We start from the raw sequence: 25,539 nt of genomic DNA, 5'->3' as shown, positions 1-25,539 counted from the left end.
GAATGAAAATTAAAGTAATAGTAATATTTATTATATGTTCCATGTTCCTCACTGGATGCTGGGATAAGGTTGAACTCAATGATAGAGCATATGTTATAAGCCTTGCACTAGATGATATAGGAGACTTATTAGAAGTAACATATACAATACCTAATTTACCTGTTATTACAGCGCAAAGTGGAGGAGAAGCTACCAAATTCATTAAAGTCACTAAAGCTGAGACATTAGCTCAAGCCAATAGAGATTTCGGTAAGAAATCAAATCTTAGAATTAATTTTGACCATACGAAAGTAATAATCTTCGGAGCAGATTTCTTACAGAATACTGATAACCTGAAAAAAGTATTAGACCATTTTGATAGAAATCCAGAGTATTCTAAGTCTTTGCTATTACTAGCTACGAAAGAAACAGGCAAGAAATTACTTCAAGCGGTTCCTAATGGAGAAGAAACAACAGGCATATATCTATCACAAGTTTTTATTAATAACAGTTTAGAAACCGTTAGTGCCAAGACAATAGAACTTGGTGACTTCATTTCCAGAATGTACAGCACAGAAGGCAACGGTGTTATGCCTAATATAATTTTTGAAGATAATGAAGTCGTTGTTGATGGACTAGCAGTTCTTAGAGAGTATCAGTTGAAAGGCTGGCTAGAAGACCAGTACATGACACCATACAGTTGGGTTCTAGGTAAGGGAAAAGAGACTATTGCACTGGTAGACATGCAAGGTGTATTGGTTCCATATGAAATAAGCGATCTTACATCTAAGATGAAATTTGATATGCAGGATGGATTGTTAAAGATAAAAATAGAAATCATCTGTGAAGGAGATATAGCTGAATATATTTTTGAAGATAAAGATAGATTATTCAATACTGATTATATAAAAAATATAGAAAAAGAAATCGCTCTAAGTATGGAAGAGGATATTGATGAACTTATAGATATCATTCAAGATGAATTTGGCGTTGATATTATAAATGCATACAATAAAGTTAAGACCAGCAATAGAAAAGTCTGGGAATTAACTCATTCCAATTGGGAAGATTATTTTAGAGCGGCATCTATTGAAGTGGAGAGTAAAGTGAGTATAAGAAGAGTAGGACTTTCAAAATAGAATTTTTATTAATTTTTCTGAATTTTTATAATTGTCTTAGGCCAGGATGAAAATGTATAGAAAAATTTATGCTGGTAATACTAGTAATATAAAGTTGTAAATTATGAAAAGGTGGGGAAATAATGATGAAGGTGAAATTGATGAAAATATTACAGAAAAGGCAAATATTAAAAACTTATATTTTATCTATTCTATTAGTGATATTAATGGTAGTAGCTATAGGATATGATTATAGTAAAAATGCTACAAATGCTGCTGTAATAGAGGGGATTTCAGATAGTTTGATACGTTTTCATGTCATTGCTAATAGTGATAGCGAACAGGATCAACAATTGAAACTGAAAGTTAGAGATGAGATTCTTGAAAGTATGAATACAATTTTAAAAGACTCTAAAGATATTGAAGAAACCAGAAAACTGATATATGAAAACATGGATGACATCAAAACAATATCAGAGAAGGTTATTGAGAAATATAATTATGATTATAAAATAGATGTTAAACTTAAGATGGAACAATTTCCGTTAAAAACTTATGGAGATATAATATTACCACCAGGAGAGTACGAAGCATTGATCGTAGAAATCGGAGAAGCAAAAGGAAAGAATTGGTGGTGTGTGATGTTTCCTCCATTGTGTTTTGTAGATGTTACTCATGGAGTAGTTCCTGAAGAAACAAAAGAAACATTAAAAAATATTTTAACAGATGAAGAATATGATTCAATAGTAATGACTGACTCACAAGAAAGCATGCCTATAAAGATTAAATTCAAATTTCTAGAATGGTTTAATTTTAATAAGAAAGATAAAAAGCAAAATAACAATAGTAATAAAGTATTTGTTGATAAGTAGATATGTGCCAATCGTGAATAAGCGGTTGGCATTATTTTGTTATTTGCAAGTAATCTTAAAATACCTATTGAATAAAAATACAATAAGATATAAAATATAACAGATAAGTACTTTTATCATATTATAAGAGAATAATTAATATATTTAATAATACATGAGTTTGTACATTTATCCATTAAGGATAAATCTTGAAATCTTGAATAACTTATTTCAAGAAAATTGAAAAATTGGGAGGATTATAAAATGAATAAGAAAAATATAGTCGTTTTATTCGGTGGACAATCGTCAGAACATGAAATATCGTGTATATCTGCAGCTACCATAATGAAGAATATTGATGAAGATAAATATAATATATATCCTGTAGGGATAACCAAAGAAGGTAATTGGAGATTATACAATGGTAAAACAGAAGACTTATCAAAAGATAAATGGGTAAAGGATTCGGTTAAAGCAATTATTAGCCCGGATGCCACGGACAAGGCATTGATAATTTTTAAAGATAAAGGTATAGAAAAATTAGATGTACATATTGTTTTCCCCGCACTTCATGGATTATATGGTGAAGACGGGAGTGTTCAAGGTCTCCTTGAATTAGCAGGTATTCCGTATGTAGGTTGTGGTATCCTTGCTTCTAGCGTATCAATGGATAAGCTTTTCACAAAAGTAATTGTTGATAGACTGGGCATCAGACAAGCAAAATATGTTTCGGTATATAAAAAAGAAATGGATGAAATTAAAGAAGTTGTGGCTAAGATAGAAAGTCAATTGGATTATCCTGTTTTTGTAAAACCTTCTAATGCAGGTTCATCTAAAGGTATTACCAAGGCTCATAATAGAGGAGAATTGTTTGATGGTCTTGAACTTGCAATTAAGCATGATTCAAAATTATTAATAGAAGAAACTATTATAGGTAGAGAAATAGAATGTGCGATACTTGGTAATCATCATCCAAGAACATCTAATGTTGGTGAAATAATATCAGCAGCTGAATTCTATGATTATGATTCAAAATATAATGATAAAGGTTCTAAAACTATTATAAATCCAGATTTACCAAGGCCTATAGTTAAAAAAATCAGAGAATATGCATCAGATATATTCAGTGCAGTGGATGGGAGAGGTTTGGCAAGAGCAGATTTCTTTATTGAAGAGAAATCGGGAGAAGTAGTATTTAATGAAATCAATACTTTACCAGGTTTTACAAGCATTAGTATGTATCCAATGCTCTGGGAAGATAAAGGAATGTCAAACAAAGAATTGGTTAATAGACTTATAGAATTTGCGTATAACAAATAAAATTCTCATTGAGGTGAATCAAGGTGACAAAAGATGTAATTGTTAAAGTAAAAGGTGTTCAAACGGATATGTTTGAAACAGATGAAATAGAATTAGTAACTACAGGTAAATATGTAGATAAAAACAATAAGGTCTATATAACATATGTAGATTCTACAATTGATGGTGACAAAGAAACAAAAACTACAGTAAAGCTAGAAGAAAATCAAATATCCATATTAAGATTTGGAGCAGTCAATTCTCATATGGTATTTGAAAAAGATAAGACACATATTACACATTATGAAACACCTTATGGTGTATTCGAAATAAATACTTATACGAAGAAAATTAATGTGGAGACTGGTAATGATTATATGGAAATCAATGTAGCATACGATTTAAGTATCAATCATATGTCTATGGGTGTAAATACTTTTACTATATCTATTAATAGTGCTAAATCAGATAGAGTGATATTGATGGATGATAAAAGTGTAGAAGTACAGAATGAAGAACTTAGTTAAGGAGGAACAGCATTAATGAAAATAAGAAAGGCGATTATTCCAGCAGCTGGGCTTGGGACTAGATTTCTACCAGCTACAAAGGCTCAGCCAAAAGAAATGTTACCTATTGTAGACAAACCAACTATTCAATATATTGTTGAAGAAGCGGTCCAATCAGGTGTAGAAGATATTATTATTGTAACTGGACGAAATAAAAGATCCATAGAAGATCATTTCGACAAATCAATAGAACTTGAATTGGAACTGGAAAAGAAGGGGAAAGATGAGCTTTTACAAATAGCAAGAAGTGTTTCTGAGATAGCTAATATTCATTATATTAGACAAAAAGAACCAAGAGGTCTTGGTCATGCAATATTAACTGCCAAACATTTTATTGGAAATGAACCATTTGCTGTTTTATTAGGTGATGATGTAATAGTATCCAAGAAACCATGTCTACAGCAGATGATGGATGTTTACAATGAATATAGGACATCTATCTTAGGAGTACAAAAAGTTCCTGAAGATGATGTATCCAAATATGGTATCATCGATGCAAAACACATCGAAGATAGAATCTACAAAATAAAGGATCTCGTAGAAAAGCCAAAAACCGAAAAAGCACCATCAAATATAGCTATTCTTGGTAGATACATAATAACTCCAAGTATATTCAAATATCTAGAAACGCAAGAAGCAGGAGCTGGAGGAGAAATTCAATTAACAGATTCTCTCAAGAGGTTAGCAAAAGATGAAGCTATCTATGCATATAATTTTATTGGAAAAAGATATGATGTAGGTAATATAATGGGATTCTTACAAGCTACAGTAGAATCAGCTTTACGAAGAGATGAATTAAGAGATGACTTTTTGGCATATCTAAAAGAAACAGTTAATAATGTTGAAGATATCATAAAAGTTGATTAATAATGGAGACTAGCTAGATAAATCTGGCTAGTTTTTTATTTTAGGTTGTAGAGTTGTATCAATAAACATTTCTGTTTTAATTCCTTTTGTTCTCTTACAATGACACAATAGATAGCAAGTGATAAATAGTTAGTTTTACGAAGACCGGTCGTCGGAGTAAGGCGAAGTAAAACTAACTATTTATCACTACGCACACTCATGTGAGTTATTATAAAAAAAACAATCTTTTCTATCCATTTTTTTGCTATCCTCATAAAATAATATTTGTAAATCCCCTTCAACACTAATTTAAATTAATGTAAAAACCTGACGAAGTTACTTTAGTTATGTAATAAAAACTCATAATTAAGAAATTTGTAAAATGTTATGTATGTATTGACAAGATTTTGTAAGATTGGGTATAATTTATCTATATAATATTATCTGTAAATTTAAAATATATAAGCTATACTAAATATTTGATGCTAATAAAGCTAATTATTTTAATGTTTTAGCTTTATTAGTTTAAACGTATTGATATATTTGGGTTTTATAAATCGTAAATTTTATATATACAGATAACTAAAGTTAACTAATATTTGGAGGATTGAGGGATGAAATTTAATATAGCTATATGTGACGACGAGGTATTACAAGTAGATATAGTAGAAAAATTAATTTTAGAGACAGTACAACAAATAAATAAAACAGTTAATATACTCAAATTTTTCTCAGGTGAGGATTTAGTCAAATATTGTAAAACAGATGATAAACTACATATTATATTTCTTGATATGGAAATGGACGGTATTGATGGTATAGAATGTGCCAAAAAAATTAGAGAGAAGAATGAAAACGTAATAATAATATTCGTAACAGGATATAAAGAGTATGTATTTGATGTTTTTGAAATAAATACTTTTAGATATCTACTTAAACCCGTTAAAAAAGACCAATTCCAAAAAGCATTAATAGCTGCTATAAAATCCATTAAACATCGTAAAGCTCCAAAAAAACAAAATGAAGTTCTAGTCATAAACAAAAACAAAGAAAAAATAATTATAGCTTATAACAGTATAAATTATTTTGAGAAATACAAGAACAAGGTTATGGTTAATTGTGATAAGCAAAATATAGAATTCTATGGGACATTTAATGAACTTAATACACTCCTTGATATTAATAAATTCATAAGAGTACATCAAGGTTATATCGCTAATATTGACAAGATTGAAGTAATTACATCTAAGGAAGTCTACATGAAAAATGGACAAAAACTTCCTGTAAGCAGAAGAAATGCAAAAGAAGTAAAAGAGGTTTTTCTAAGTTATAAGAGGGTGAAATCATGATATGGCATGTAATTGATTTTTTTGTCGATATAGTGGAAGCTTTGATTATCATCAAGTATTGTAGCTCTGTATATAAGAAAAGGTATGACAATAATATATGTTATTATATCGGAGGAATCAGTATTGCAATAGTTATTTTTATCTTTAATTATTTCTCTCAAGGTACTGAAAACTCTACATTCAGAGGTTCATTTGCTACTATGATTATAATTATGTTTATAGTAGTTATGATCTTATATGACGATAAAATAACTAAATTATTATTAGGCTACATAGGACTGTTAATATTGATTGTAGCTATAGAAGGGGTTATACTATCACTTCTAAGTTTCATATTTGGTGAATCTCCAGCAGTCTTTGCAAAAAGCAATATATTAAGGGTATTAGGAATGGTATCATCTAAATTGATAACTTTTTTTATAGTTGTCCTTTTTGCCTGTAATGAAAATAAATTTGGGCTGAGGATCATTAAGAAAAGTTTATTGATGGAAATAATACTGTTGTTTATTCTAAATATCGGAATAATGGCTTGTATAGTACCTATATATCGAAATCTAATATATAAAAATAGTAAGGATGGCATTATTGCTGGAATCGTTATTCTAGGGCTAGGTATTATAAATATTGTTTCATTATTGATATATGATAAATTAATAATACAATCAAAAAAAGATCTTGAACTACAATTGAAACTTCAACAATATGAAATACAATCTAAATATTATGATGAAATCAATGATGCAACAATGAAATTAAAGAGTTTGAGACATGATATGTCTAACCATCTCGGGAATATAAAAGGGCTAGTGGTCTACAAAGAATATGCTAAGTTGGAAGAATATCTCAATAAATTATTATCGGAGATAGACGAAGTGGATAAAATAATAATAACCAATTATCCTGCAATATCAGCATTACTCAATAGAAAATATGTACAAGCTGAAAAAAATAATATTAATTTTACGATGAATGTGAGTAGTATAAAAGATATTACAATTGATGTGGTTGATATTTGTATCATTCTAGGGAATCTTATAGATAATGCTATTGAAGCCAATTTGAAAGTGGAAGAAAAGAATAGATATATTAAGATTGATATAAGTAATGCCAATAATTATATAGTTATTGATTGCGTAAATAGTATCATTAACAATAAAATCATTGACTTGAATACAACAAAAGCAGATAAGAATATACATGGAATAGGTTTGAAAAATGTAAGAAATATTGTAGAAAAACATTATGGTGATATACAGATAATGAGGATCAAAGATTATTTTAGTATCAATATAATGTTGTATAATGGAAAATTAAGCTAGATTAAAGTATTGATTAAGTAATAAAATATTACAAAACATGAAATATTATTATAATATTCTTATTAATATATAAAATAGTGACCGATTATCATTAGATAACTACCAAAAGTCATTTAAGCATTGATTTGTATTTGAATTAGTGTAAAATTAAAAATGTGAGAGGGGGATATTTGTGATATATGAATTTTCAAATAAAATATCTAGCAAATTAATTGATAAAAAAGTAATTAAGGAAGAAGATAAAGAAATATATACATATGGATTTGAAATTGTAATATCATCACTTTTAATCCTAATAGGGATGGTTGGTTTAGGAATTTTACTTCACCAGTTATTGAAAGTAATTGTTTTTATATTATTTTTCTGCTCTTTAAGAATACAGGCTGGAGGATATCATGCTAAATCACATCTAAAATGTTTTATTTATTTTTTATTATCTTGTTTTTTTGCTATACTAATTTCATATCTATTGTTAGATTATGAAAGAAATTTATTAATAATTATTTTAGTACTTATAGAATCCTGTATTATAATTCTTACTTATGCTCCTGTTGATACTATTAATAAACCGTTATGTGACTCTGAGAAAATTACTTACAAGAAAAAAAGTATGATTACAGTTATTATTCAATCACTGATTATTTTTACTTTAAGTATATTTTTCAACTCTTTGCAATCGTATTATATGGTAGCTGCTATTGCAGTCTTTATGGAATCGATAACAGTTTTACCAATAATAAATAAAAGGGAAAGCGAGGTCAAGATATGTTAACAGCGATCAACAAGAAAGTCAGTACAAGTTTATTAGGTTTAGTAGGTTTAATAGGTATTGCAGTAGCTTCACTTTCTGTTCAAACAGCATGCATATGGTTCTTTAATCAACCAAAAGTTCCTGAAAAACTAAGAAAAAATGATTAATTTTTTAAACAAGGGCTTTCATGTTTTACAATTGTGAAGATTAATAAAGTGATATCTATCCCTTAGCAGGTATTATATATTAATACTTACTTATTTGGACAAGCATGGAAGTCTACTGCCTTTTAAAATTAATATATGGATTATACGTCCATATTTTTTTTTGTCTTTTTGTTAAAACATATATCATTTAGTGGAATATTTAGGTATAATAATAGTATTCTAGGTATTAAAAAAGTTTTATTCATTTAATAGGGGTTGATTTCGTGAATAACATACTTATTGTTGAAGATAGTGACACTACAAGAGAAAATCTAGAATACGTGCTAAAGACGAATTTCAAAGATTTGAGGATATACAAAGCAAGTACTGGTAAAATAGCAATAAAATTATTAAAACAAATTAAAATGGATCTTTTTTTCTTGGATATTCAATTACCAGACATTAATGGTTTGAAAATAGCTGAGATCATCCGCTCAATGGAACAATACGAATTATCCTATATTATATTCATAACTACACATCTAATGTACTTACCAAAAGCAGTACAAGAATACCACTGTTATGATTTTATTGAGAAACCTTTTACTAAAAGTAAGATAATCGATGTGACTAATAGATTATTAAAAGGAATCAACAAGACTAACGAAAAGGAATCTGACAAGAAGTACATAACAATCAAGCTAAAATATGTTATACATAAAGTTTTAGTAAACGATATATTTTATGTAGAGTCTTATAGGAGAAAGCTATATTTACATACTAAGCTAGGCAAAATAGTAATACCTAATATGACATTTAAACAAATGTTAGAAATGATAGACAAAACAGGGGTTGACTATTTTGTTAGAACACATAGAAGCTATGTAGTGAATATTAATCATATAAGAAGTATTAAAAAACATAATAAAAAGGCTTGGGATATTTATTTTTGTGATTATGATGAAGTAGCTCTTATTGGAGAGAAATATAGTGAAAGTGTAATTAAGAGGATTGAGGGGGTGAAGTGAGGATGGAATTTGCTTGTTTTATAATCATGAATCTATTGGAAATTTATAGTTTTATATTGATACTTAGTAAAGTGGATAAGAGGATTTTTTTAAAAGGATGGATATATAAATTAATTGTAGTAATATTACATGTTACAATTGTTTCTATTTGTTTATTTTTGAATATCCCGTTTAAAGAGTTAGTAGTTGGTATTTTAATTATAGGATTGTTTAAATTCATTACCAATATATCATTTAAATTATTAATATTTGAATGTACAATATCAGCTATATGTATATTAATTATACAACTTAGTACTGTTTTTTTATTTCAATTACTAGGTATAATTAATAATAGTGATTTACTAGCAATATCTTGTAACATTTTTTTGCTATTTGTTTCAATAGTTGTTTATAAGTATATTCCTATAAATGAAATAATACCTTTATATAATAGATTTAAGTCAATAATTCAGTGGTTAGTACTTTTGATAACATTACCCATAGGTATATATTTCATATCATGGAGGATAGACTTCTTATATAGTTTAAATTATGTTTCGCTTATTGTTATTGGAATAATAACTTGGACATTAATAGTCGCTATTGTATTTAAACAATTGTTACAGTTGAAACAAAGACAAAAAGCTAATGAAATTTATAAAGAATATAATCCTATATTGGAAAATTTACTTAGTGATGTTAGAGCAAAGCAACATGATATAAAGAATCAGCTTAATGCAATATATGGGATAGCAGAAAAGAGTCAAGATCAAGAATTACTTAATTATTTAGATTCTATTATAGAAGGATATCAATTCCATTCAGACGATATTTTATTAAATACTGGAAATAATGCAATTAGTGCTATACTATACAGTAAAAAAATTAAGGCAAAAAAAAATAATGTGAAGTTAGATTATAATTGTTATACATCTTTTCCACAATATCCAGTAGAAGATTATGAGTTTGTAGATATCATTGGTAACCTTCTGGATAATGCTATTGAATCGGCAATAAAGTATAAAAGCGCTCCAAAGAAAGAAGTACAGGTAAACTTGTTTAATGAAGACAATAATACAGTAATAGAAGTGAAAAATACTAGTCCACCAGTTAAATTTGAAACGCTGAATAAGATTTTTGAAAAAGGATATTCTACCAAAGGCAAAAACAGAGGTTTTGGATTATACAATGTAAGTAAGATAGTTAAATCTTACAATGGAAATATTCAGATTTCCTATGAAGAAGAACAAATATGCTTTAAAATATTATTTGGTAATTGAATTATCTTTGTAAACATTTTGGACAAGGAACTTCTCCGAATAAGAAAAAACTTGCTCGATTTATAGGAAATAAAGATAAGAACATAAAAAAGCTAGCTATTGAATATAAAGCACAATTAGATTTTTTGAATTTTTTCATTTGTTACACCTCCTTGTTAATTATGATAAGTATTATTACATAACCTCATTGCCTTAATATAATTTTCTGATTATGATTAATTACTTTAGTAAACATTTTGGACAAGGAACTCCTCGGAATAATTAGAAATTAACTTTGTTTATAGGACACCAAGATAGTAACATTATGGAACTAACTAGTATGTACAATAAGTGATTTGGCTTTTTTGAATTTTTCACTTGCGATACATGCTCCTATCAATAATTGTGTTGCTTGAAGTATGATTGTCCATAACCCGATTGCCTTTAACAAAGGACTTATATTTATTAATAATAAAATTATATATATAGCTACAGTAAATAATGTAGCCAAGTATTTATATTTTTTCTTTATCTGTTTATCAGATATTGGTCTGTATTTTGAGGGCATGGGTGAACATAATAACATTATCAACGAGCTAATGGGAAGGAAAGCTATATAAATTGAGGGATTGTATATATAGCTCAAACTTGGTAAACTTGGTAAAATAGCAACATTTAGGACGAAAAATCCAAATGTAAATAAAAAACATCCCATAAAGCTGTTGAAGTGGAGTCCTCCACTATATGGCCTGATCAACATAAGAACAACCAAAGCAAATAGGAATTCGTTAAGCTTTCCTATAAAGCCAAAGAATAACATTAGAATTACTATTTTTGCTAATTCACTGTACAAAGCATATATACCATATCTCATAATTCTTATGTTTTTATGAGGTATGTCAGTATTTTTATACAGATTGTAAGTTAGTACATTAACTGGCCTATCAATTAACATTACATTCACCCTTTGTATTGATATGCATATACTTTAACATGGAACAAATCAATTAACTATAAATTAGGTGCTAATGATACTTCTATATACATCAAAAGGTGCATGTAGTATTTTTGTTACATCAAAACCCTGTTTCATACAATTAGAATTTATTGACATTTGTATATAATTGGGTATTACTTTATAGAAAAAAATTAATGTATGTGTTATAATTTTTCTAGAACATTAGAAGGAGGATAAATAATGTCAGATTTTAATAATTCAGACCAGAATCAAGAAGCAAAATATAAAGGTTTTGCTGTAGCTTCTATGGTTTGTGGAATTGTCGGTATTGTATTTTTCTGTGTATGGTACATATCTATTATTTTAGCGATATTAGCTATTATTTTTGGTGCTATAGTAATTAATGACAACAAGAAAAAACAAACTAATACAGGAAAAGGTATGGCTATTGCTGGACTTGTACTTGGTATAATAACTGTTGGTTTAGCGATATTATGTATTGCTGGAGCTCTTACTTTTATGTCGTCACTTGAAAGTTATATGTAATAATAAATGGCTATTTGTCTTTAATATTATTGTGATTGCTGCATTGGCTCTAATTATACTCATATCTGCTTTTGCTTATATTGAAGATGATGAAGTACATTTAACTGATAATATTCTTATAGGCAAATGTGCTATAAAAGAAATGACAGGACATGACTGTCCCTCTTGCGGTTTGACTAGAAGTTTCGTGTCAATAAGTAATGGAAAGATTATAGATGCTGTGAATTATAATGTTGCAGGACTACTACTATATATACTGGTTTTTAGTCAAATCATTAACAGCAGTATATTCTTAATTAAAAAAAGATATAATGGATACGTAAGTAGATTTAACATGGTGTTTAGTTTAGTAATTTGTTTTATTATTATTGTAAACTTCTTATTTAGTAATTTACTTTAATTGTATATCTCCTTTTGAAATCGGAAGATAGAATCTTAATCTATTTTCCATTTTTTTTATTAAATACGAAAGTTCTACTTTCTATTTTTCTTGAAATCTTTTATGAGGCGTAGCCTCTTTAGCATCTAGCAAAATGGTCTTAGGTTATTTGTCTCATTAATTGTTACAATCTAATAACAGTGCAATTTTAGTCCCATTTTGACGAAATATTATGATATAATATATTGGATAGATTTGTACAAATTGTATTTCATTTCCTGTAACCTTAGTTATTAAATGGTTATATGGACTGAATACATTTATATAATTAAATGGAGGATGGGGTAAATGAAGAAAATTATATCATGTTTATTGATAGTCGCACTAATGATTACTGTTGTACCTGTTAATGCAGTCACAGATCCCGGTGTGTTGAAAGAACAAGTACAAAACGTATATTTAGCAAGATCTAATGGTGATTCGATCATTGAAAATCTAAAATTCAAAGATGTTAGTTCTAGTAGCTGGGCAATTGAGCCTATTATTAGATTTGGAGCATTGGAAGTAATAAAAGGTTATAACGAGAATAACGCTAAGAAATATAGACCCAAATCATCTATATCTAATGAAGAATCGTTAGCTGTAATACTTAGAGTTCTAGGTATGGAAGAAGCTGCCCAACAGGCAGGAAATCAATTACTTCAGAATAATCCTGATCTACCGGACCATGTATTGACATTATGGACTAAAGGATATCTTCAATTAGCGAACAATATGGGATTAATTACTGTTGATGATCTAGATAGTGCTTTTGTAGAAGAACAATCAGAGTTAAACCCATCTGAGAATTTTATGAGAAGAGGACCTGTTACAAGAGAACAATTAGCTGTATGGTTAGTGAAAGCGATCAATACACAACAGCCTGATTTGATTAGCCCTCTTTACAAGCAGACACAAGTATTTAATTATAATGATTGGGAAAAAATCGATAGAGAATTTATCCCTTATGTAGAAGCTGTTACACAAAAGAAAATAATGGTCGGTAACAATGGAGCATTTAATCCGAAAGGGAAAGTCACAAGAGAGCAGATGGCTCAGATATTAAAGAATCTGGACGATATAGTATACAATACCATGAATGTATCCAAATTAAATGGTACAGTAGCATATATAGAAGATAGTAATTCTATGGGTGCATCAGATAATTTGGCAACAAGAAGGATATTGATTAAAGATGAAAATGGGAAAGTAAATGAAGTTAATTATGAATATACGAAAAAATCCAATGGACAAGTATTCACTAAGAATGTTCCTGTACTAACTAATGGAGTAATTGATGGATTACTTAGCTTAAGAGAAGGGGAATACATAGAATATCTTGTTAATAATGATACTGAAGAAATGTTATATGCATATAGTAAAGGAATTGACAGTCCTTATGAATTAGAAGGGGTATTACAACCTCTTAACGACATAAGTTCTGGTAAGATCACTATAACTAGTGATAAAGGTATCAACTATTCTTTCCAAATGAAAGATGGACTATATAATAATACTGACGGTACAATCAGAATTAATGACCTGAAAGTAGATATGACCAATGCACCTGTAGGTAGTAAGGTGAAATTGTTTATAGACAATAATATAGTCGACAAAATACAACTTGCGGGTGACCAAATGATATTTGACCAATTAAGTGGTATTGTTAAGGAAAACAATCCAACTTTCAATTATATAACAATCATAACTTGGGACGGAAAAGAAGTAACTAAGAATTATCAGAAAAAGGGTCTTGCAGTAGAAAAACAACAATATTATGATACAGAAGATGAAATAGGATATATAGATGAAATGTTCCCTGATTTTAGATTCGATCCTAGAGATACTACTATTGATGATGTAGAAGCAGGGGATTTAATTGATATGAAGTTGTCTTTGGATGGTAAGAATGTAATAGCTATAAGTGCAAAGACTAATTATATTGTAAAATACGGGACTATCAACCGTATAGTCAATAATGGTGTTAATGGATTAAAATTAGGAATACAATTTGATGATCTGACATCAACAGTATATGATATATCTACTAATATTCCTGTAAAAAGAGCAGATCAAAATATATCTCAGTTTGATTTACAAGAAGGACAAGTAGTCAAATTACTTATTAATCAAGCAGTATTTGAACCAGGAACAATTTCAGAATCTGTTAAAGAAATTCAAGTTGACGAATACGGTAATACAGTGGCCAACCTTTATAAAGGAACTCTGGGAAACTTGAACAATTCACAAAGAACACTTACTTTACTTAATAGTTATGAATTAACTAATGCTGGATGGAGAGAATACACTCAATCAAAGATATTGGATATTTCGTCCAAAAACATAGAATATTTTTTGGATTCTAAACAGATTTCCTTAGATTATGCAATGAACTATTTAAAATCACCTGATACCAGTGTTTATGTAGCCAGTGAAAAATACTATGATGATGAAAAAATACTAAAAGTAACTTTTGCAACTGGAAGAGAAAGTGTATTGGCTAAAGATAATGTAACTTATTCCAATGGTAATAACAAATTCAAGATATTAAAGAATTCTAATTACATTAATACCAATGATGGTACTATTGTAGTAAAGAATGGTAAATTACTAGAAGACAACAATATCGTTTCTCCAGATTATGCTCAAGTTGTTTTGAATGGGAATAATAAAGCAGTTATAGTCAATATAACAAAAGAACCTGGTAATGATTCTACATCAATATTCAGGGGAAGAATCAAGAGCATCAATGAAAATGAAAACATGCAAGTTCAATCATTCGCATTGCTAAAAGGTATGGAGTGGATATATTCCCCAATACCACGTATGTTTACTACAGATTATGAAACAGTGATTATGGATGCAAAAGGTATAGTTCCTCAAACAGATTTCTTGGATTATTCTGAGAAGACTAAGGTGGATGATGTGTATACTATCATATCCGATGGTACAAAAGCAAAATATATAATAGAAAATCCTTATTGTAAAGATGGAGTCAAAGGTGAGATATATGAAATAGCGAATGGGGCTATTAGTATAAAAGATACTATCGTATATAATAAAACAAAAGATAAGTGGAAGGATCTAAGTTATAAAAATAGCTATGGAAAAATCAATATATTGGCTAATTCTATAATCATTAAAAATAATGAAGTAATTTCACCTGATATGTTAGAAAAAGGTGATGTAATAAGAGTTATTACAGACGAATATCTCATAAACAAATTAGCATCAACTGGAGCTAGAGATGTTAACGGTTATATTATTCTCGTAGAAAAATAGTATATGTAAAATCCTAGAAAGAGGTGGACATTTATATGAAAAAGATAGGTGTGAAAATAATATTTCTTATATTTGCTTTTAGTTTAACAAGTCTATATGTTTATGCAGATATGGGAGATATGGGATATTTTGGTGGAATATCAGAAGGAACTAATTTACCTAAGACTATAGAGAAATATGTTCCTGTGAAACCTCAAAAATCAAGAACCATGAGATATAAAGAAGTGGTGTATATATCTGGTGAACCTATAGAAGTTGAAGGGACTATAAAAGTAACTAAAAATGATAGTGTAATTGATACAAAAGATATGGGAAGCTATACTGAAAATTATTACATATCAGCTACCAATGCAGAAAAAAAATGTACTCTTACTAGAGATATCAAGTTTACAACTTCATTTTATTATGTTGATGGAGAGTTCAAGAAACAGATTGTAAGAGATTCTAACGTTACTAGTTGGAAAGAAAAAATAGTTGTAGATAGTGTTACATATAATCTGGATAATACATTTTCTACATATTCATTAACAGGTGTAGAAGATATTACACCAGGGGTCAGCTATTATGATACTTCTGTATCCTATGATGCTAGATTCATTTCAAGTGATAATGAAACATATAACATTAGGACAGAAGGTTCGGTATATGGTTATGATCAACCTTGGTCCAAAGTTGAATCCGGAAAATATAATATGGACATAATCGGTCCTAATGATAGAATGCAGATAACACTCAATCCTTCTCTTGAAGCGAAGAAGACTATGTACTACGATAAAACGTCTCCTTTTCCTATAAGTTTTGATGGAACGTACAATCAAAGACTTGAAAGAGAAGCATCATTAAAATATAATATAACAACTAATCATCCTAATTTGACTAAAGCTCAAAAGGAAAACGGTGTTACTATAAGTACACCAAATCAGATAGAAAAACTTCCTATTCCAGCTGGTCTAGACTTTTTGGAAAGCAATCCAGCCAGCGAACATATGAAGAAATTATATAGTATGGAGATAATGAAAGAGATTCCACACAAATCCATGCAATTAGAAGCAATATCCAGAGGTGAATTCATAAAAACCGTATGTCTAGCTATGAATATAGATACAAGTAAATATATAGTTACAACTAGAAGTAGAAACAAAAATCCAATGGAAATCATTTTCGGTGATGTTAAGCCGGATCATCCTTTATATCCTTATATCATGGCTGCTTATGATGCTAAATTGATTAAAGGTGTTGGAGATGTATTTAATGTATCGAAACCAATTTCTAGACAAGAAGCATTTTGTATTCTAATAAGAGTTATAGGACTTGAAAAGATTGGTAAAATTGATAATACCGTAACACCTTTCAAAGATGATTACAATATATCACCATGGGCTAGAAAAGCAATCTTAGCTGGTTATAAATTAGGTATAATTGAAGAAAAAGAGGGATATTTGTATCCGACAAAATGGTTAGCTAAAATAGAAGCAAGTGCAATAATTGATAATCTTATAGATTATTTAAGAGAAGATATATCAAGTTATTATAGAAAGATTCAATAGATAGATATCATACTCATTTATTTAAAATGTAACAACTTAAAGGGAAAAGATAGATGAGTAAAGATGGATTATAAATTAATCGTTAAGGAAGGGTTTTCATGAGAAGATTTTTTAAGAAAGTAGTTATAGTAACTATGGTATTGTGTATGCTGATAGTACCTGTAAATGTTAATGCGAATGATGACGATATAGACAAGTATGAAAATTATTTAGAAATTATATATGAGAATATAATGGAATATTATGCTGGATCGGAAGTAACTGAGGAACAATTGTTTGAAGCAGCAGCTTATGGCATGTTCTATAATCTGGATCCTTATTCGAAATTTCTAAAAACTAAAGAAGCAGATAAATTAGTTAAGACTATTTCAGGTGAATTCGTTGGAGTAGGGATAGAGGTAGTTCAAGACGGTGAATACGTAAAAATAGTTAGCCCACTACCTGACTCACCAGCTATAAAAGCAGGAATGAAAGCGGAGGATATCATAATTGCTATTGATGGGTATAGTATTAAAGGGTTAGCCTTCCAAGATGTAATTAATAAATTAAGTGGTGAAGAAGGAACTAGAGTCTCTATAACTCTAAAAAGAGGGAAAGAGGAAATTACACTAGATGTAAAAAGAAAACTTGTTAAAACATCAGCTATAGAGACTGAGGATATGAAAAAGTTATTTCCCAAAGTTGATGATGAAGTTTTAGATAAAATCAATTATATTAAAATTAATGGTATAAATGCTAATGTAGCTGAAGATATAGAACCATACCTTAACAAAGCCAAGAAGAAAGGCGTTAAGTATCTAATATTTGACTTAAGAGATAATTCAGGTGGTTATGTAGGAACTGGAGTTGATTTGTGCAAATTATTAGTTCCAGAAGGTCCTATTGTCAAGTTTGTAAACAAAGAAGGATATGAAACAATATATACTAGTGATTTGAAGAAGGCCCCTTTTGAACTGGTTGTTCTTACTAACGAAAATACTGCTTCTGCTAGTGAATTCATTGCTGCTGCAATCAAAGATTCAGGCATAGGTGTTACAGTAGGAGAAACGACTTTTGGTAAAGGTGTAGCTCAATATATTTATGATATGACAGATAAATATTCAATAAAATTAACAATGGAAGAATTTTTTTCGAGAGATGGACACAAAATAAATGGTATAGGAGTTAAACCAGATTATGAAGTTCCAGTTCCGAATTATATCATTAGCTCAGAGAGATTATTTCTGAACGATGAAATGGTTGAAGTAAAGGTTGTCGAACTGATATTAGAATATCTTGGTTACGAAATAGATGAACCAGATAACATGTACGATGAAAAGACTGAAAAGGCTATTACAGAGTTTCAGAAAAAAATGGGTTTAAGAGCTTATGGTGTTGCAGATTATCCTACACTCAATGCTCTTAATAAATGTCTACATGATAGTATTAGCCAAAAAGATATACAATTAGAGAAAGCTATGGAAGTTATTTTAAGTAAAATAAACGAAAATTAAATTTGTTATTGACTATTTCTCCAACTAATAATAAAATAAAGAGGTTGTATTAAATATAAAACGAAAATTAAATGTATATAAGATTCATTATAAAAAGTAGTAAGAACAAAATTGTTTAAACTACTTTTTATAGAGTAATCATTTAAATAAAAAAACTATGAGGTGAAATGAGGATGCAAACGAAATACATTTTTGTTACGGGAGGTGTTGTTTCCGGACTAGGAAAGGGCATAACAGCTGCTTCGTTAGGAAGACTTTTAAAAGCTAGAGGCAAAAAAGTTACTATACAAAAATTTGACCCCTACATTAACATTGACCCTGGCACAATGAGTCCGTATCAACATGGAGAGGTATTTGTTACTGAAGATGGAGCTGAAACAGACTTAGACCTTGGACATTACGAAAGATTTATCAACGAAAATCTTAGCAAGTATAGTAATATTACCACTGGTAAAATCTACTGGTCTGTACTTAACAAAGAAAGAAAAGGCGAATATCTAGGTGCGACAGTACAAGTTATTCCACATATAACTAATGCTATCAAAGAGAGAGTATACAGAGTAGGTAAAAGTGCCCATTCTGATATTGTCATCACAGAAATAGGAGGAACAGTAGGAGATATTGAAAGTTTACCTTTCATGGAAGCAATTAGACAAGTGTCTGCTGAAGTAGGACCAGAAAATGTATTGTATATACATGTTACACTTATTCCTTATCTCACAAAAGCTGGTGAAATAAAAACTAAACCAACTCAACACTCAGTGAAAGAGTTACGTTCAATCGGTATTTTACCAGATGTTTTAGTATGTAGAACAGAGCATGAATTATCAAATGAGACAAAAGAAAAAATAGCTCTTTTCTGTAATGTAAAAAAAGAATGTGTTATACAGAATTTAGATGCTGATACTTTATATGAAGTACCACTTATGTTAGAAAAAGAAGGATTAGCTAATATTGTATGTGAAAAAATGAATCTCAGCTGTAATGAGCCTGATTTAACTGAATGGCAGGAAATGATAGCTAGAGAAAAATCTATGACTAATCTTGTTAAGATTGCACTAGTAGGTAAATACGTTGAATTACATGATGCATATATCTCTATTGTAGAATCTTTGAAACATGCTGGAATTTATCATAAGACTAAGCTTGAAGTTATCTGGGTTAACTCAGAAGATGTCAATAGCGATAATATCGACAGCTATCTAAAGGATGCTGATGGCGTATTGGTTCCTGGAGGTTTTGGAGATAGAGGTATTGATGGTAAAATCTTAGCTGTCAAGTATGCAAGAGAAAACAAAGTTCCATTTTTCGGTATATGTCTAGGTATGCAGTGTGCTGTTATTGAGTATTCAAGAAGTGTATTAGGATATGATAGTGCTCATAGTTCTGAACTTGACCCTAAAACTGAGTATCCTGTTATTGACTTAATGCCAGAACAGAAAGATATTGATGAATTAGGTGGCACTATGAGATTGGGAGCATATCCATGTAAGGTTAAAAAAGGCTCTAAAGCATATGATGCTTATGAATCTGAATTGATTTATGAAAGACATAGACACAGATATGAATTCAATAACGAATATAAAGATACACTTGTAGATGCTGGACTTAATATAGTTGGAGTTTCACCTGATGATAGATTAGTTGAAATGGTAGAAATAGATGATCATCCATGGTTCGTTGGTGTTCAATTTCACCCAGAATTCAAATCAAGACCTAACAAAGTACATCCATTATTTAGAGACTTTGTTGGAGCTAGTATAAAAGCCAAGACAAATTAATGTCTTGGCTTCTTTTTATTTTTTAAAACCTTTCATTCCAACTATATACATACCAGCTAGATCTACTTTTACCATTCTCTTAACAGGTAGTGCTTTGAAAACTTTGTCATCACACAATAAAGTAGTAATCTTAGGACCGATTTTTGCTTTTACCATAGGTAATTTTCTAAAACGAATGTATTTAGGAATCTGATCTTGTACCACTTTTGGTAAATTAGAATCTTTAACTTTCTGTTTCTTTTTATCTATAACAAGTATAGAAGTTGTCACCTTGTTCTGATCTATCATTGTTTGCTGATTATCAGCTTTACCTTGTAATTTTCTTCCAACAAAATATAGAATGACAAGTATGACAGCAATAATTCCTAGTACAAGTAATAGAATTTCCCACCATGCCATAGGTGCACCTCCTTTGAAAAACACATATTAGTGCGTTCTATATATTTTATCATTAATCAAGACAAAAATCAAAGAGGAAATTCAATAATATCAAATTTCCTCAACACGTTTCTCTATATAAAAAACTAATGATATTCTATATAAGTCATTTTATTTATTTAGATGTTTCGAGAAAACCCCCTCCTCTAACTAGGAGGGAGATGAATCGGAACGGTTTTTAATCTTTAACTCCTGCTTGAGAGCGAATATATTTCTCAATCATTTCTATTGTTGCTCCTCCAGTTGTTAAAATGCAATAACTTCTACTCCAAAATACGGGTTTACAGTAATATTCTTTTAAATATTCACTATGTTTTTTCCTAATAAGTCTTGAAGAAACAGTCTTTAGAGTATTAACTAATTTTGCTAATTCCACTTGGGGAGGTGTTTCAAATAGTAAATGGATATGGTCAGGTTCTCCATTAAATTCGATTATAGTTCCGTTTTTTCCTTCAATTATGTTTTTGAATATTTCATTTAGGTCGTCTAATAGTTCTTTGTTAATACATTTGTGTCTATATTTAGTTATTACAACCAAATGATATTTTAGATTGTATATTGAATGTCTATTACTTTTGAATTCACTATCATTCATCTTAAAAACTCCTTTACAACTAAATTGAATTGCGATATAATTATAACATAAGGAAGAGGGAAAATCTATGAAAATCAATAAAGCTTTCAAATATAGAATATATCCTAATAAGGAACAACTGATTTTGATTCATAAAACCTTCGGCTGTACTAGATTTGTATTCAATCGTTTTCTTAATCAAAGAATTGAATTATACAAGAATGAAGAAAAATCAACTACTTATGTTAATCAAGCTAAAGAGTTAACAGCTTTAAAAAAAGATTTAACTTGGCTTAAAGAAGTGGATAGTGTTTCTCTTCAATCTGCACTTAGGAATTTAGATACTGCTTTTAAGAATTTCTTTCAAAAGAGAGCTAAATATCCTAGATTCAAATCTAAAAGAAACAATATCAAATCTTATACAACCAAAAACACTAACAATTCAATAAGAATAGAAGGCAGTATGTTGAAGTTCCCAAAATTAGGATTACTAAAAACTAAATTTCATAGAGAAATACCTAGAAATCATAAAATATTATCTGCTACTATAAGTCAAGTACCTACAGGTGCTTATTTTGTAAGTATTACTACTGAATTTGAAAAAGAAATAATTCAAGTTCCAAGTAACGGCAACATAGTAGGTTTAGATTTTTCAATGAAAGAACTGTTTGTTAGCTCTGAAAACCAAAGAGGCAAGTATCCTAGATTTTTTCGTATGTTAGAAGCTAAACTTATCAAGGCACAAAGGAAATTATCACGTATGGTAAGGTTTTCGAATAATTGGTATAAACAAAAGATTAAAGTAGCAAAAATACACTATAAAATCAAAAATTCAAGATCGGATTTTTTACATAAACTATCTACTCAATTAATAAATAAATACAATGCTATAGCGATAGAAGACCTAAATATGAAAGGTATGAGCCAAGTATTGAAATTTGGTAAAAGCGTATCTGATAATGGTTGGGGAATGTTCATTTCAATGCTTAAATATAAAGCTGAATTAAGAGGGAAACAACTTGTGAAGATAGACAGATTCTATCCATCAAGTAAAACCTGTTCAATTTGTGGTGCAGTAAAAAAAGACTTGAAACTATCAGAAAGAGTATATACTTGTAAGTGTGGTAATTCAATAGATAGAGACCTAAATGCAAGTATAAACATTAAAAATCAAGGTAAATTGTTGTTGCAATATTAAAATATTACAGGGTAGGGCTTACCCGTAGAGTTTGGTAATAATAGTAACCATTAGGTTACTACATCCCAAGAAGCCCCCTCAAAACCGTATTATAGGTTTAGTGGGGGAGCATGTCACTTAGCAGATCCACAACTATTGATCGGACATAAACAGCGCTCTTTTTGGAATCTTCTTCAGGTAGTTCACTTAGAAGAATAGGTTTCCCAAAATTAAGTTTGACTTTGCTCGCCTTAACCTTGAGCCCGTTAGTGTTTTCGAATATATTGTCTGTTCCCTTAATACTGAAAGGAACAATCGGTACATTGGCTTTTTCAGCTAACTTCAAACTACCTTGCTTAAAGGGTAAAGGTTCTTCGCCGTTCTTATTTCTGGTACCCTCTGGAAAAATCAGCATTGAAAAACCTTTTTTCAACATATCGATACCAGCTAGAATAACTTTCAGTCCTGCTCGTAAATTGCTTCTGTCTAAGAATAATCCACCCATTAATTTTAGTATTAAATTCAAATAAGGTATTTTTGTTAATTCTTTTTTACCGATAAAACCAAAAGGACGATTAATGACTTTAATTAGTAAAACAACGTCAAATATACTACGGTGGTTTCCTACAAATAATACAGTTTCATCTGGAATGTTATCTATACCAGTAACTGTAACTCTGCTTCCTGTTAAAAACATGATACCTCTACATAGATGAGTTACAATGAATTTTCCAATTTTGTATTGATCTTTTTTGGAAAATAGACCTACAATAAATCCTATTATAAGTACAGGTAAAGCAAGAATCAAATAGATAGCTAAAAATATTATTATAATTACTGTACGCATATAATCACCTTATCCTGATAATTTTATATACACTATAAGCATATGTTTTCGATATTAAGCTTATGTCATAGCCAAAAATGTTATGTGATTTATTCTATTATTGTCATTGTTTAGGTGTAAATGTAAGATAAAATGAATTACATAGCATTTGACCTATTTGCTTATATATAAAAGATTATATCTTATATGTGTAATACTTATTATATCATTAATAGCCTAAAATCGCTATAGTTTTTAGCCTCTGCCATAGAGTTCGGTTATTGCTAATAGTTTTTTAGATATATTATTAGTTAACATGTCATCAGTATATCGCCATTGCCAATTACCCATGGATGTTCCTGGCGTATTCATTCTGGCATCGTTATCAAGAGATAATATGTCTTGAAGAGGAATAACGGCTATTTTTGAAACTGAACCAAAACAGGTTCTAATAAAATCCCAAGTGATATCTTTAGCATCTGTATTCATATATCGTCTTACTTTATCTCTATTTATTTCATCGGTTTTCTTATACCATGAGAGAGTTGTATCATTATCATGAGTACCGCTATAGCATACACTGTTGGTATTATAATTATGAGGTAAAAAATCATTGTCCTTAAGATCTTCAAAAGCGAATTGTAATACTTTTATGCCAGGTAGATTGTATTCATCCCTTAATTTTTTTACTTTATTTGTAATGATGCCAAGATCTTCTGCTATAATTGGTAACTTGGTTCCTAATTCATTAATAAATGCATTTAATAATTCTTTGTTTGGACCTTTTTTCCATTTACCGGATATAGCTGTTTTGCTACCGTATGGAATAGCCCAATAGCTTTCAAAGCCTCTAAAATGATCTATTCTAACGAAATCAACTAATTTTAATATATGAGCTAATCTGCTGACCCACCATTTATAAGATGTTTTTTTATGATTGTTCCAGTTGTATAGAGGATTACCCCATAATTGACCTGTAGCGCTAAAATAATCAGGAGGGACACCAGCAATTTCAGTAGGACACCCATGAGAATCCAATGAGAATAATTCTTTATTAGCCCAAACGTCACTACTGTCATATGAAGTAAATATAGGTAAATCTCCTATTATATAAATTTCGTGTTCATTGGCATAAGCTTTAAGATTAAACCATTGTTCATAAAAAATGAATTGTATGAATTTATAAAAGTCTATATCATATGATAACTTATTTATCCATTTCAGTTTAGTCTCTTTAGTTGGGGTGGATATATCATCATCCCATTCATTCCATATGCTTCCATTGAAGTAATCTTTGCATGCCATGAATAGAGCATAATCCTCAAGCCACGATTTTTCTTTTCCGCAAAATGAAAGCCATTTATTATATAATTTGTTATCATTGGTTTTTAGAAAATTATTATATGCCTTTTTCAAAATAGAAAATTTATATTTGATTACAAAGGAATAATCAATCTTATGTTGACTGAATTTATGATCGGTATAACATTCTTCTTTTCTAAGTAATCGCATTTCAATCAGTTTATCAGGACTTATGATTAGTGGCTGACCTGCAAATGATGAGAAAGATTGATATGGTGAATCTCCAAAACCAGTATGACCCAAAGGCAGTACCTGCCATATCTTTTGTTTGGTCTTTGCTAGAAAATCAATAAAATTATATGCACTTTTCCCTAAATCACCAATACCATATTTGCTTGGGAGAGAAGTAGGGTGCAATAATATACCGGATAGTCTATTGTTTTTTACTTCGCTTTTGATATTAATCAAATAAAATCCCTCCTAGATAAATATATTATGTTATTTATTACAATAAAATGTTTGTTTTTGATAATTCTATTCAATCAATAAAATATATGGTATGTAAGTGATGATTCTTATAATTATAATTTCATGAATTAAGATTAAATGTAATGATATTAAGTTATTATATAAAAATAGTATACAGATAGTATTTACTAACTGTAACTTCTTTAATCATTATAAATTATTGGAAAGATTTATAG

24 protein-coding genes are annotated in these 25,539 nt (G+C 29.4%); 18 read left to right on the top strand and 6 right to left on the bottom strand.

Going from position 1 to position 25,539, the window contains the following annotated elements:
* The first annotated feature begins 2 nt into the window (after positions 1 to 2).
* The 11 genes from QMG30_RS05180 (at position 3) to QMG30_RS05130 (ending at position 10,514) form a co-directional block, all read left to right on the top strand.
* Positions 3 to 1,118: a Ger(x)C family spore germination protein gene (locus QMG30_RS05180; protein ID WP_281812916.1), complete on the top strand. Its 1,116-nt coding sequence runs from the start codon at positions 3 to 5 to the stop codon at positions 1,116 to 1,118.
* A 122-nt stretch (positions 1,119 to 1,240) separates the two neighbouring features.
* On the top strand, positions 1,241 to 1,969 hold the full coding sequence (gene spoIIR / locus QMG30_RS05175) for a stage II sporulation protein R (RefSeq protein WP_281812913.1): 729 nt from the start codon (positions 1,241 to 1,243) through the stop codon (positions 1,967 to 1,969).
* A 243-nt stretch (positions 1,970 to 2,212) separates the two neighbouring features.
* Entirely contained in the window at positions 2,213 to 3,268 is a 1,056-nt protein-coding gene (locus QMG30_RS05170; protein WP_281812911.1) for a D-alanine--D-alanine ligase family protein, read from the top strand.
* A 23-nt stretch (positions 3,269 to 3,291) separates the two neighbouring features.
* On the top strand, positions 3,292 to 3,774 hold the full coding sequence (locus QMG30_RS05165) for a YwiB family protein (protein WP_281812908.1): 483 nt from the start codon (positions 3,292 to 3,294) through the stop codon (positions 3,772 to 3,774).
* Positions 3,775 to 3,789: 15 nt separating this feature from the next.
* Positions 3,790 to 4,680, top strand: a complete 891-nt coding sequence (galU, locus tag QMG30_RS05160; protein ID WP_281812905.1) for a UTP--glucose-1-phosphate uridylyltransferase GalU — start codon at positions 3,790 to 3,792, stop codon at positions 4,678 to 4,680.
* Positions 4,681 to 5,273: 593 nt separating this feature from the next.
* Positions 5,274 to 6,008: a LytR/AlgR family response regulator transcription factor gene (locus tag QMG30_RS05155; RefSeq protein ID WP_281812903.1), complete on the top strand. Its 735-nt coding sequence runs from the start codon at positions 5,274 to 5,276 to the stop codon at positions 6,006 to 6,008.
* On the top strand, positions 6,005 to 7,327 hold the full coding sequence (locus QMG30_RS05150; protein ID WP_281812901.1) for a sensor histidine kinase: 1,323 nt from the start codon (positions 6,005 to 6,007) through the stop codon (positions 7,325 to 7,327). The genes QMG30_RS05155 and QMG30_RS05150 overlap by 4 nt, the downstream gene beginning before the upstream one ends.
* Positions 7,328 to 7,499: 172 nt before the next feature.
* Positions 7,500 to 8,099 (top strand): accessory gene regulator ArgB-like protein, encoded by a 600-nt coding sequence (locus QMG30_RS05145; protein ID WP_281812899.1) that lies wholly within the window; start codon positions 7,500 to 7,502, stop codon positions 8,097 to 8,099.
* Positions 8,093 to 8,245, top strand: a complete 153-nt coding sequence (locus QMG30_RS05140; protein WP_281812897.1) for a cyclic lactone autoinducer peptide — start codon at positions 8,093 to 8,095, stop codon at positions 8,243 to 8,245. Before QMG30_RS05145 ends, QMG30_RS05140 begins: the two co-directional genes overlap by 7 nt.
* Positions 8,246 to 8,508: 263 nt before the next feature.
* Complete coding sequence (locus QMG30_RS05135; RefSeq protein ID WP_281812895.1) at positions 8,509 to 9,252, top strand: LytR/AlgR family response regulator transcription factor; 744 nt, start codon at positions 8,509 to 8,511, stop codon at positions 9,250 to 9,252.
* A 2-nt stretch (positions 9,253 to 9,254) separates the two neighbouring features.
* On the top strand, positions 9,255 to 10,514 hold the full coding sequence (locus tag QMG30_RS05130; protein ID WP_281812893.1) for a sensor histidine kinase: 1,260 nt from the start codon (positions 9,255 to 9,257) through the stop codon (positions 10,512 to 10,514).
* Between the two features lies 1 nt (position 10,515).
* Here QMG30_RS05130 and QMG30_RS05125 read toward each other — a convergent pair whose 3' ends face one another.
* Together QMG30_RS05125 and QMG30_RS05120 are read right to left on the bottom strand one after the other, a co-directional pair.
* Positions 10,516 to 10,653, bottom strand: coding sequence for a hypothetical protein (locus QMG30_RS05125; protein ID WP_281812890.1), 138 nt, complete (start codon positions 10,651 to 10,653; stop codon positions 10,516 to 10,518).
* Between the two features lie 171 nt (positions 10,654 to 10,824).
* Complete coding sequence (locus QMG30_RS05120) at positions 10,825 to 11,448, bottom strand: accessory gene regulator ArgB-like protein (protein ID WP_281812887.1); 624 nt, start codon at positions 11,446 to 11,448, stop codon at positions 10,825 to 10,827.
* Positions 11,449 to 11,691: 243 nt separating this feature from the next.
* On the opposite strand from QMG30_RS05120, the gene QMG30_RS05115 reads away from it, so the two are divergent.
* From QMG30_RS05115 to pyrG, 6 genes are all read left to right on the top strand, one after another.
* On the top strand, positions 11,692 to 11,997 hold the full coding sequence (locus QMG30_RS05115) for a DUF4190 domain-containing protein (protein ID WP_281812885.1): 306 nt from the start codon (positions 11,692 to 11,694) through the stop codon (positions 11,995 to 11,997).
* A 43-nt stretch (positions 11,998 to 12,040) separates the two neighbouring features.
* Positions 12,041 to 12,397, top strand: coding sequence for a DUF2752 domain-containing protein (locus QMG30_RS05110; protein ID WP_281812882.1), 357 nt, complete (start codon positions 12,041 to 12,043; stop codon positions 12,395 to 12,397).
* A 327-nt stretch (positions 12,398 to 12,724) separates the two neighbouring features.
* A complete protein-coding gene (locus QMG30_RS05105; protein WP_281812880.1) occupies positions 12,725 to 15,697 on the top strand; it encodes an S-layer homology domain-containing protein in 2,973 nt (990 codons plus the stop codon).
* A gap of 35 nt (positions 15,698 to 15,732) precedes the next feature.
* Positions 15,733 to 17,244, top strand: coding sequence for an S-layer homology domain-containing protein (locus QMG30_RS05100; RefSeq protein WP_281812878.1), 1,512 nt, complete (start codon positions 15,733 to 15,735; stop codon positions 17,242 to 17,244).
* A 98-nt stretch (positions 17,245 to 17,342) separates the two neighbouring features.
* Positions 17,343 to 18,737, top strand: coding sequence for a S41 family peptidase (locus QMG30_RS05095; RefSeq protein WP_281812876.1), 1,395 nt, complete (start codon positions 17,343 to 17,345; stop codon positions 18,735 to 18,737).
* Positions 18,738 to 18,910: 173 nt separating this feature from the next.
* Positions 18,911 to 20,518: a CTP synthase gene (pyrG, locus tag QMG30_RS05090; RefSeq protein ID WP_281812874.1), complete on the top strand. Its 1,608-nt coding sequence runs from the start codon at positions 18,911 to 18,913 to the stop codon at positions 20,516 to 20,518.
* Positions 20,519 to 20,533: 15 nt separating this feature from the next.
* On the opposite strand, the gene QMG30_RS05085 is transcribed toward pyrG, so the two are convergent.
* Entirely contained in the window at positions 20,534 to 20,917 is a 384-nt protein-coding gene (locus QMG30_RS05085) for a hypothetical protein (RefSeq protein ID WP_281812871.1), read from the bottom strand.
* Between the two features lie 217 nt (positions 20,918 to 21,134).
* Positions 21,135 to 21,551, bottom strand: a complete 417-nt coding sequence (gene tnpA / locus QMG30_RS05080; protein WP_281812869.1) for an IS200/IS605 family transposase — start codon at positions 21,549 to 21,551, stop codon at positions 21,135 to 21,137.
* 67 nt (positions 21,552 to 21,618) lie between these two features.
* Here tnpA and tnpB point away from each other — a divergent pair, with 67 nt between their 5' ends.
* Positions 21,619 to 22,728 (top strand): IS200/IS605 family element RNA-guided endonuclease TnpB, encoded by a 1,110-nt coding sequence (gene tnpB / locus QMG30_RS05075; RefSeq protein ID WP_281812867.1) that lies wholly within the window; start codon positions 21,619 to 21,621, stop codon positions 22,726 to 22,728.
* A gap of 97 nt (positions 22,729 to 22,825) precedes the next feature.
* On the opposite strand, the gene QMG30_RS05070 is transcribed toward tnpB, so the two are convergent.
* On the bottom strand, positions 22,826 to 23,554 hold the full coding sequence (locus tag QMG30_RS05070) for a lysophospholipid acyltransferase family protein (protein WP_281812865.1): 729 nt from the start codon (positions 23,552 to 23,554) through the stop codon (positions 22,826 to 22,828).
* A gap of 234 nt (positions 23,555 to 23,788) precedes the next feature.
* Positions 23,789 to 25,303: a 4-alpha-glucanotransferase gene (gene malQ / locus QMG30_RS05065; protein WP_309298630.1), complete on the bottom strand. Its 1,515-nt coding sequence runs from the start codon at positions 25,301 to 25,303 to the stop codon at positions 23,789 to 23,791.
* Positions 25,304 to 25,539 lie beyond the last annotated feature (236 nt).

It is taken from the genome of Vallitalea longa (genome assembly GCF_027923465.1).
Lineage (GTDB): Bacteria > Bacillota > Clostridia > Lachnospirales > Vallitaleaceae > Vallitalea > Vallitalea longa.
This window is presented reverse-complemented; position numbering and strand designations above follow the sequence as displayed.

Coding starts and splice junctions, on each gene's coding strand:
- QMG30_RS05180 (WP_281812916.1), top strand. CDS start 3: ATGAAAATTAAAGTAATAGTAATATTTATTATATGTTCCATGTTCCTC.
- spoIIR (WP_281812913.1), top strand. CDS start 1,241: ATGATGAAGGTGAAATTGATGAAAATATTACAGAAAAGGCAAATATTA.
- QMG30_RS05170 (WP_281812911.1), top strand. CDS start 2,213: ATGAATAAGAAAAATATAGTCGTTTTATTCGGTGGACAATCGTCAGAA.
- galU (WP_281812905.1), top strand. CDS start 3,790: ATGAAAATAAGAAAGGCGATTATTCCAGCAGCTGGGCTTGGGACTAGA.
- QMG30_RS05155 (WP_281812903.1), top strand. CDS start 5,274: ATGAAATTTAATATAGCTATATGTGACGACGAGGTATTACAAGTAGAT.
- QMG30_RS05150 (WP_281812901.1), top strand. CDS start 6,005: ATGATATGGCATGTAATTGATTTTTTTGTCGATATAGTGGAAGCTTTG.
- QMG30_RS05140 (WP_281812897.1), top strand. CDS start 8,093: ATGTTAACAGCGATCAACAAGAAAGTCAGTACAAGTTTATTAGGTTTA.
- QMG30_RS05130 (WP_281812893.1), top strand. CDS start 9,255: ATGGAATTTGCTTGTTTTATAATCATGAATCTATTGGAAATTTATAGT.
- QMG30_RS05125 (WP_281812890.1), bottom strand. CDS start 10,653: ATGAAAAAATTCAAAAAATCTAATTGTGCTTTATATTCAATAGCTAGC.
- QMG30_RS05120 (WP_281812887.1), bottom strand. CDS start 11,448: ATGTTAATTGATAGGCCAGTTAATGTACTAACTTACAATCTGTATAAA.
- QMG30_RS05115 (WP_281812885.1), top strand. CDS start 11,692: ATGTCAGATTTTAATAATTCAGACCAGAATCAAGAAGCAAAATATAAA.
- QMG30_RS05105 (WP_281812880.1), top strand. CDS start 12,725: ATGAAGAAAATTATATCATGTTTATTGATAGTCGCACTAATGATTACT.
- QMG30_RS05100 (WP_281812878.1), top strand. CDS start 15,733: ATGAAAAAGATAGGTGTGAAAATAATATTTCTTATATTTGCTTTTAGT.
- QMG30_RS05095 (WP_281812876.1), top strand. CDS start 17,343: ATGAGAAGATTTTTTAAGAAAGTAGTTATAGTAACTATGGTATTGTGT.
- pyrG (WP_281812874.1), top strand. CDS start 18,911: ATGCAAACGAAATACATTTTTGTTACGGGAGGTGTTGTTTCCGGACTA.
- QMG30_RS05085 (WP_281812871.1), bottom strand. CDS start 20,917: ATGGCATGGTGGGAAATTCTATTACTTGTACTAGGAATTATTGCTGTC.
- tnpA (WP_281812869.1), bottom strand. CDS start 21,551: ATGAATGATAGTGAATTCAAAAGTAATAGACATTCAATATACAATCTA.
- tnpB (WP_281812867.1), top strand. CDS start 21,619: ATGAAAATCAATAAAGCTTTCAAATATAGAATATATCCTAATAAGGAA.
- QMG30_RS05070 (WP_281812865.1), bottom strand. CDS start 23,554: ATGCGTACAGTAATTATAATAATATTTTTAGCTATCTATTTGATTCTT.